This window comes from Candidatus Krumholzibacteriia bacterium (assembly GCA_030748535.1).
Lineage (GTDB): Bacteria > Krumholzibacteriota > Krumholzibacteriia > JACNKJ01 > JACNKJ01 > JASMLU01.
In genome coordinates this window covers 20,184-28,147 of the sequence record JASMLU010000014.1, presented here as the reverse complement: position 1 = coordinate 28,147, position 7,964 = coordinate 20,184, and the positions used below count along the sequence as shown (strand labels likewise).

At 58.2% G+C, this 7,964-nt stretch carries 6 protein-coding genes; 3 read left to right on the top strand and 3 right to left on the bottom strand.

What is annotated here, in order from left to right; genetic code table 11:
- Positions 1-6: 6 nt before the first annotated feature.
- The gene (locus QGH30_08870) at positions 7-552 is read right to left on the bottom strand and encodes a hypothetical protein (GenBank protein ID MDP7022451.1); all 546 of its coding nucleotides are present in this window, start codon (positions 550-552) and stop codon (positions 7-9) included.
- 175 nt (positions 553-727) lie between these two features.
- Here QGH30_08870 and QGH30_08865 point away from each other — a divergent pair, with 175 nt between their 5' ends.
- Genes QGH30_08865 through QGH30_08855 form a run of 3 tightly spaced genes read left to right on the top strand, consistent with a single transcriptional unit; the run spans position 728 to position 3,949 of the window.
- Positions 728-1,579, top strand: coding sequence for a hypothetical protein (locus tag QGH30_08865; GenBank protein ID MDP7022450.1), 852 nt, complete (start codon positions 728-730; stop codon positions 1,577-1,579).
- Positions 1,579-2,973 carry a 1-acyl-sn-glycerol-3-phosphate acyltransferase gene (locus QGH30_08860; GenBank protein ID MDP7022449.1) on the top strand — a complete coding sequence of 465 codons (1,395 nt, stop codon included), beginning with the start codon at positions 1,579-1,581 and terminating at the stop codon, positions 2,971-2,973. Before QGH30_08865 ends, QGH30_08860 begins: the two co-directional genes overlap by 1 nt.
- Positions 2,963-3,949 (top strand): diacylglycerol kinase family protein, encoded by a 987-nt coding sequence (locus tag QGH30_08855; GenBank protein MDP7022448.1) that lies wholly within the window; start codon positions 2,963-2,965, stop codon positions 3,947-3,949. The genes QGH30_08860 and QGH30_08855 overlap by 11 nt, the downstream gene beginning before the upstream one ends.
- A 141-nt stretch (positions 3,950-4,090) precedes the next feature.
- Here the strand turns inward: QGH30_08855 and QGH30_08850 are convergent, their stop codons facing one another.
- Positions 4,091-4,942 (bottom strand): RNA polymerase sigma factor RpoD/SigA, encoded by an 852-nt coding sequence (locus tag QGH30_08850; protein MDP7022447.1) that lies wholly within the window; start codon positions 4,940-4,942, stop codon positions 4,091-4,093.
- A 317-nt stretch (positions 4,943-5,259) separates the two neighbouring features.
- Entirely contained in the window at positions 5,260-7,914 is a 2,655-nt protein-coding gene (locus QGH30_08845) for a pitrilysin family protein (protein MDP7022446.1), read from the bottom strand.
- Positions 7,915-7,964: the final 50 nt, after the last annotated feature.

The following is a 7,964-nucleotide window of genomic DNA, read 5'->3' as shown; positions in this document are numbered from 1 at the left end:
GCCCTCCTAGTTTCCGGTGCCGGGAAGAGGACGGCTCTCGGGCTGGTACTGGCGCGGAGCAGGATTCAGGATCTCCTCGATCGCCAGATCGATTTCTTCGGCCAAGGTCTCATTGCCGCGATCGCGAGCCAGTTCGGCCTGTGCGGCAAGAATGCGAATCTCCGTTTCCTGCTTCAGGCTTTCGACCAAGAGTAGAATTGCGGGAGCTTCGTCCTGAGTGGCACTCTCCAACTCAAGGTGTAGTTGCGCCAGCTTCTGCTTTTCCTCCTGCAAAATGGGCTGGATGCGCTCCATCAGGGAGAAAGCGGGTTGCCCGTTTGCAGGCGACGCTGAGCGGGCGATGCCCTCCAATGCCTCCATGTCCCCGCGGAGAAGAGCGGCTTCTGCCTCATCCAGGTTTACATCCAGAATCCCTCCATCGGGAGCCCCGGTACTGACTGCCTCGATCAGGGCGGGTTCACTTTGCCCAGTCTCATTGGGAGCGGCCGAATCCTCGGCCAGCAGGGAAAAGGCGAAAAGAATCGCGAGCAGGACGCTGAATCTCAGTTTCATGGTTCCTCCAGTAAGGTGTCAATTCGAACCCGTGGGGATCGGGAAAGGGAAGTTTAGCAAATCGGAAACACAGAGGAAAGCGTGAAAAAAAACCGGAATACCAGACCCCTGACTCCGCTTCCGGGCTTTCCCCCTCCCCCTGATTTGTGCATACTGGGAAAGAAGGGAGGTTCCGATGCTCGATCCTGTCCCTGATTTCACCTCGCTGGCTGTTCTTGCGGCCCTTTCCCTGATTCTCGTTCTGGCTCCCGTCCTGCGAAACCGGCTCAGCGTTCCAACTCTCTTTCGATACCTCTGGGTTTTGGTTCTGGCCCTGCTTCTCATGGAGCAGGTCGGGCTTTTCTGGGGACTGCTGGTTTTTGCCTTCCTCTCCTTTGGAACCCTGCGCGAGTATCTCTCGCTTCTTGAGATTCGCCGGGAAGACCGCTGGGGCATCCTGCTCTGCTATCTCTCCATCCCCTTTCAGTTCTTCCTGATTGGAATCGACTGGTATGGAATGTTCATCATCTCCATTCCCGTCTACACCTTCCTCTTCCTTCCCTGGCTGGTAGCTCTGGGAGGAAGGAGCCGGGGAATGGTCTTCTCGGTGGGTGCCCTGGACTTTGGCCTCTTTCTCTTTGTCTTCAGCCTGGGGCATCTGGCCTACCTCGCCCGCTTTTCCGTGAGAATGGCGCTGCTGGGCATTCTGGCCGTGGCTCTTGCGGATCTCCTGGGCCGACTTCTCAGCCACCGAAACCGGATTACTGCCTACCTGGCAGGAGCTGCCGGTGCCCTGCTTCTTCTGGGGCTGGGAAGCCCCTGGTCGGGCATTCCACTGAAGCACTCTCTGTCTCTCGCCCTGCTTTTGCCGCTGTTCGTTCTCACAGGACAGTTCACCCTGGATGCACTGGGCAAGGATCTGGGAATCCGTCCGGATCGACTGGAGGCGGGGCGAGGCCGCGCGCTGGATGCACTCAAGGCACAACTTTTCGCAGCACCGATCCTCTTTCATTACCTTCGCTGGTTCCTGCATTGGGGAGATCTCTGATGCTTGCGCCGCGAGTGATCGTCCAGCGACTGCTGCTTCGGCCGCTTCTGAGATTTATCTTCGGCATCAACGCCCTGGGACGCGAAAACCTGGAGGGCCTTGAGCAGTTCATTCTGATTGCCAATCACAACAGCCACCTGGACACCCTGATTCTCTTCTCCGTCCTTCCGGCCGAGATGATCGAGAAAACGCATCCCGTCGCTGCCAGGGATTACTTCTGCAAGAACAGGCTTCTGTTCACCTTGGTGGATCGGCTCTTTCGTCCGCTCTGGGTAGACCGAAGTGGCAGCGGCAATCTGGAATCGATGCAGACCATGCTCGATGCCGGCAAGAGCCTTCTCCTGTTTCCCGAGGGAAGCCGGGGGGAGGCCGGGGAAATCGCCCATTTCCGGAGCGGCATTGGCCACCTGTCTACGGCAAACCCGGAGCTTCCCGTCGTGACCGCCTTCCTGGAAGGTCCGGAGAGAGCCTTCCCGCGGGGCATGCCCTTCCCCCTGCCTCTCTGGAACCACATCACCTTCGGGCCGCCACAGGTCATGCAGGGAGAGGCGCGGCAGATCACCGCTCGCCTTGAAAAGGACCTTCGGCAACTGGCAGAAGAGGAGATGGCCTGCCGGCAAAGGCGTCCTTCCCGCGCAAAGCCCCGGACGGTCGCCCTTCTGGGCATTGACGGATCGGGGAAGAGCAGCCTCTCGCGAAGCCTCGCAGAGGAGTTTTCCGCCGATCAGACCACCTGCCTGATCAGCGACCGCCTGGAGTTTTTCGAGGAAGGAAAGAGCTCTCCCCTTCAGCCCCTGCTGGTAGAGAAAGTCCGCCGCTGGGTGAGTCGTCATGCCAAGCAGGCCGGAAGTCTGAAGAGCTACAAGGTTCCCAAACTGGCGGAACTCCTCCTGAGAGACCGATTGCTCGGGGAAGTCGAGCGCTGGTATCGCCCGGGTGGGATCTTCCTGGACGGTTCCCCTCTCTATAACATGACCGCCTGGGCGGCGCTTTACCGGGAAGACTTTTTCACCGAGGAAGTCTGTGCCAAGGCACTGAAGGCTCTCAGCGGGGAACGGCTTTCCCCGAGCGACCCGATCTATGCGAACTTCCCGGAACTGAAAGCCCTGGAGAGGCTGGGACTGAGCCGCCTGCACCAGTCAGATGCCGTAATTTTCCTCGATGTGGATCCCGCTGTCTGCGTGGACCGTATCCATGCGCGGGGCGAAAAACAACAGGTTCACGAGACGGTCGAGAAACTGTCCACCCTGCGGGAAGCCTATCGACTTGTCTGCCGGGTTCTGGAGACCCGCATTCCAGTGCGTGTACTTTCCGGAGACCGGAAGCTGGAAGACAATCTTGCGGAAGCCGAAGATTTTCTCCGGCAGCTTGAAAGGAATGGCGATGAGAGTTGATGTAATTGCCACGACCATGTCGGGCTCGATTTCCGACTGGAAGAAGGTCGAGCGCATTCTTCCCCTCTTCGCCTCCCATGGCTACGAAGATGTGCGACTCCATGTCTGCGAAAGCCATGAGGAAGCCCGCAGTGCAGCTGCCAGGGCTGTGTCCGAAGGAGGACAAAGGCCGATCTCCGCGGGAGGTTCGGGTACTTTTCGGGCGGTGCTAGAGGGCTGCATGGAAGCGAAAGCGGATCTGGACGAACTGCGCCTGGGATTTCTTCGAAAGGGCTCTGCCGATCTCATCGGCAAGGTACTGGAAATGCCCGACGAGATCGAAGAGGCCATTTCGGTCTTTGCCCGCTCCCTGAAGGAGGACCAGTACAGTTCGGCAGATCTTCTTCGAGCTTCGTCACCGTTCAGCCGCGAAGCCGATCGTCACTTTCTCGGCTACGGGGGAGCGGAAATCTTCGGGCGCATTCCCCACTACACCGAAAACCGTTTCACGAAATACTACAAGGGCATCCTAAGCCAGTTTTTCGGCGACCTCGGTCCCTTCACGACGGGAATGGCGCTCGCTCTTGTCGAACATGTCCTCAAGTCTCCTTTCCGTCGTAAGCGGGAGTGGGAGATCCGCGTGGACGGGGAAGTCCGGGAGCGAGGAAGCTTTCGCGCACTGATTTTGGTCAATGGCTACCTGGGCCCGGAGTTGCCCTTTTCCAAGGCCCCCCTGGGCTCCGGCGACTTCCATCTCTTCGGTCTCAAAGACCTGGGCCTTCGCATTCTTCCCACTCAGGCGCGAAAGGCCCGAAGCGGCAAGATTCTCGAAGACCCGGATCTCTGGGGGCTGAAGAGCTGGACGGCGGAGAAGTCCATCGTTCTGGCTCCGAAGGGAGGAGGCACCTTTCCCGTGAATGTGGATGGTGCCACCTTCCGGGCTCACGATGAAATGCGTTTTGAGAGAGTGGGCAGCGTGAAGCTGATGAGTCGCTAGCGCAGGAGGAGGACTTTCTCTTCTTTGCTTGTGCCTCTGAGAATGTACCTGGCCTTCTTCCTGCCCTCTGTGGAGCAAAGGCCGGCGTAAAAAAAGACCCCGCCTTTCGGCGGGGTATACAACTGGAACAACAACGCAATCCTAGTCCGCGTGTACGCTGAGCCTCCGGCCCACATGGCTGTTGCGGATCTTGTTCAGTGCCTTCACCTTCACCTGGCGAACACGCTCACGGCTGATGCTCAGCTCGCGCCCGATTTCCTCAAGGGTCTGGGGCTCGCGGTCGCCGAGACCATAGTAGTTCCGAAGAATCATGGCCTCGCGGGGGTTCAGGGAATCAAGAGCGTCTTCAAGCAAGCCCGTGAACTCGGTCTGTGCGAGATTCTCCGAAGGACTCGGCTCGTTCTCGTCCTCGAGCGTGTTCATCAGGATATGATCCTCTTCCGTACCGATCGGCTCATCGAGAGAGCGGTAGGTATTGGTCGCGAACTGGATCTCATTGATCACATCTTCGCTGACCCCCATCGCCTTCGAAAGCTCGCCGGTCGAGGGCGCACGACCGAGGTCGTCCCAGAGCTTGCGGCTCGCCTTGCGAAGTTGGTAGAGGATATTGGCCTTGTTCATGGGCAGACGCACGATATTGCCCTGCTCCACGATGGCCTGCATGATGGACTGACGAATCCACCAGACCGCATAGGAGATGAACTTGAATCCCTTCTTCTCGTTAAAGCGGTAGGCGGCCTTGATCAGGCCCAGGTTTCCTTCATTGATCAGGTCCAGGAGACTGAGACCCTGACCCACGTACTGCTTGGCAATGGATACAACAAACTTGAGGTTGGATTGAATCAGCAGTTCGAGGGCCTTGTCATCACCCTGGCGAATACGTACCGTCGTCTCCGCTTCCTGCTCGCGAGTAAGACTGTTGAAGTCTCCGATCGACTGCAGATAGGCGTTGAGCGTATCGCTCTCCGACTGGTTGTAGGTGGCTCCGGCCATGTTTCTTCCCTTTGAGATATTCCGTCACTGGAATGGGCGTTTCCGACTTATCGGCGTTGACTGTGAAGGGCTTCACAGCTCGACGCAGGAAGTATGAAGGAAGGGGAAAAGTGTGTCAAGTCTGGTAGATCAAAATTGACATCTTTTTTTGAAATGTTAACCTCGCAACTGTCCTAGTAAAAGGGACTTGGAAGTCCTGAAGCCGTCAGATATTGCGCAATCAATCAGGGATCCGGTGATATTTACCGAATAAGATCCCGGAACAGGGGGTTTGCAGGCTGTTAATCCATGAACAGCTCTCTTGCGGTATAGGGGATTCAGTTCAGGCCACCCCCAGCCAGAACCTCCATCCAGTCGTCTGAGAGGAGTGTCTGTCTCGCCAGAGTCGCCAGATGATCAGGGCCGGACTCCCTCTGGGCCTGCAGGTCACCTCCAGGAGCGGCAAAAGGGTCATTTCCGAGATGTTCGGCGAGTCCCATTCTGTAGGCCTGGTGGATTCTCGACAGGTTCCGCATCAACTCCCGCCCCCACTTTCCATTGACGGCCCGGAAGATCTCCTCCTCGCTGGGAGGATTCTCGACCATGCCCCGCAGTTCCGCTCTCATGCCCTCGAGCGCCTGCTCGCGATTGTGGGAACCGGTGGAAATGCTCAAACTCAGGCGGGTGAAACCCTTCTCGCCGGGAGCAAGGCCCGGAACCGAACGCATACCCGCGCCCACGGAGTAGGCCAGACCCTGCTTCTCGCGAAGTTCCAGAGCCATGCGGGCAGAAAGAATGCTGACAAGAGCCGGGAAGGCGGGATCGAGTTCCGCAAGAGGCGGCAAGAGGCGGCTGAGGAGAATGGCCACCTGCTCCTTTTCCATGGGCGACTCAAGCCTCTGGGGACCGGGCTTCGGCGAACAGGCCTTGAGGGGCCCGCCCCGGAAAGGCAGGGCGGCAAAGTGTCGCTTCACCTGCTTCTCCAGATCCTTCATCGGAAGTCCACTGACGACCGAAAGGATCATCTGCGAAGGATCGTAGTACTCGCGATAGAACTCACGGAGTTCCGTCGGCACGATGGAGGAAATGGACTCGACCGTACCCGAAAGTGCCTTGCCACGACCACAGTCCGGGAAAATGCTCTTGGTCAAAAGGCGGGAGGCCCGGGAAGAGGGGCTCGGGCTTTTCATTTGAAGAGTGCCCATCCGCTTTCCGATTTCGCGCTCAAAGGCATCCTGGGGGAAAGTCGCCTCCCGGATCAGTTCCGACAGCAGTTCCAGAGCCCCGTCGGCGGATTCGTCCAGGGTCTCCAGCCGGATGAAAGAGAAATCCTCCCGGCTGTAGTAGTTGTCGAAGGGGAACCAGGGATTGTCGCCGGTCTTGAGCTTCGCGCCCATGGCTGACAGACGGGCCGCGATTTCCTCCCCGCTGCTTCGGCTGCTTCCCGCATCAAGAAGGCTCTGCATCAGATCCACCATGCCGGCCTTCGGCTCCCGAAGGGAACGGCCGCGCACGAGAAGATGGCTGGCAAAGACCTCACTGCCGGGGTCGCTTATCAGAAGAACCCGCAGGCCATTGTCCAGTGTCCTCTTTCGGGTCTGCACAGAGCGGCTGCGCTTGCGCCGGGAAAGGGACTTCCTTTTGGACGCCTTGCTCTCGGCAAGTTCCAGATGCCGGAAAGTAGGCTGAAAGCGGACCAGAAGATCTTCGCTGATGTCCAGAGCAGTCTCTTCCGAACTCTCAAAGAGGATCCGGGGTGCCGAGGCAAGGAGGCTCTTCTCCAGGGCATTGCGTACCGCCACAGGACCCATCGAACGAAGATTTGCCAGATAGTCGCGAAGGAACTCAAAGCCCCCCATGTGCAGTTCGGCAGACTTCATCATGGCAAAGTAATGGTAGGTGTCCTGAAGAAAGGCATCATCAACGACCAGGCCGTGAGCCGCCTCGCTTACCAGAACAGGGTCGGGTTCCCAGTCGGCGAGAGCCGCCAGTTGCGAAGACAGTTCCTCCAGCACTTCCCCTGGATCGCGGTCTTCGGGATCCAGATTCATGTGAAGCAGGGAGAAGTCCTCAAAGAGTTCCACATGGACACCGGGATTCAGGCCGGAAAGGGGGGAACGGTGTTCATCGGACAGAAGAGCGGCCAGCAGGAGTTGTGCAGGATACTCGCCCGCTGTAATCGGGGGAACCTGCCAGATCAGAGAGAGAGAAGGACGCTGCCCCTCCACTTGCAGGGAATGAAAGTCGGAGACCGCAGGCCAGGCCAGTTTCACTTCGGCAGGAGCCTGGGGTTTCTCCCCCCCGGCATTGCCAAACACTTCTTTCAGGAGTCGCTTCGCCTTCCGGGTTTCGAAATCACCGACCAGAAAGAGACGGCTGTTGGAAGGAACATACTGCTTCTGATAATAGTCGATGACCTTGTCTCGCTCGAGGCTTTCAATGCTCTCCGGCGTTCCCAGAACCGGGTGCGCGTAGGGCGATCCTTCCAGAAGAATCCCGTCCCGCATGGCCGCCGAACGATAGCTGCCACTGTCCATGTCCTTGCGGATTTCCTCAATCACTACCAGGCGTTCCTTCTCGAACTCCTCGGGAGGGAGCAGGGAGCCATAAAGCATGTCTGCCTGGATTTCGAGGCCTTCCCGCAGATACTCTTTCGGAATCAGCAGGATGTAGCAGGTGTACTCGCGGCGCGTGAAGGCATTGATGTAGCCGCCGTACTTCTTGATCCCCTCGTTGATGTCCTCGCGCGTCCGGAGGGCGGTTCCGTTGAAGACCATGTGCTCGAGGAAGTGGCTGGCCCCGTAGCTGTCCGCATCCTCCCAGCGGCTTCCTGCACCCACCGTCACAATGGAGGCCACCATCGGGCCGCCATGGGCTTCCTTCATCAGGACTTCCAGCCCATTGTTCATCTCGTGGCGTTTGATTTCTCCGGCAAAGCCGGGAAGAACGATCAGAAACAGGCAGAAAAACGCAAGAGCGAGGCGAGGCTTCATCATGGTCTCCAAAAATAGTTTGCGGGCAAGGGCGCACGGTTCTAGAATCC